Raw genomic sequence first — 346 nt, 5'->3', positions numbered from 1 at the left:
CCTATCACACTGAATACGGGTGGCATTCTCGAAGGTCAGAGCGTGCTGACGAGCGGCGGTATGGTCGAGATGCAGGACGCGCTTAAACCGGGCACGGTGGTTCACTGATGGGTAAGCGCTTCAAGGTCCGAGATAACAAGGCTATATACATCAACGCCATTGATTACAAGGATCAGAGACTGGTATCCGTTCGTCAGCAATACACGACGGCTAAGGAACCTGATGTGTGGAAGAACGGATATCAGGGGATTAGCCTGCCGTCGAGTCCTAAGGCGCTGCGCAAGCTCGCGGCTCACCTCGAATTGCTGGCTACTCGAATCGAGGCCGGTGAGCAAGAGTTCGAGGC

At 54.9% G+C, this 346-nt stretch carries 1 protein-coding gene; it reads left to right on the top strand.

What is annotated here, in order from left to right; translation table 11 throughout:
- Positions 1-107: 107 nt before the first annotated feature.
- The coding region (locus tag AC1RPN_RS08710; RefSeq protein WP_481763794.1) for a hypothetical protein at positions 108-346 on the top strand (239 nt) is incomplete at its 3' end.

Source organism: Dellaglioa sp. CoH-57-MRSF-20 (assembly GCF_056781955.1).
This window is presented reverse-complemented; position numbering and strand designations above follow the sequence as displayed.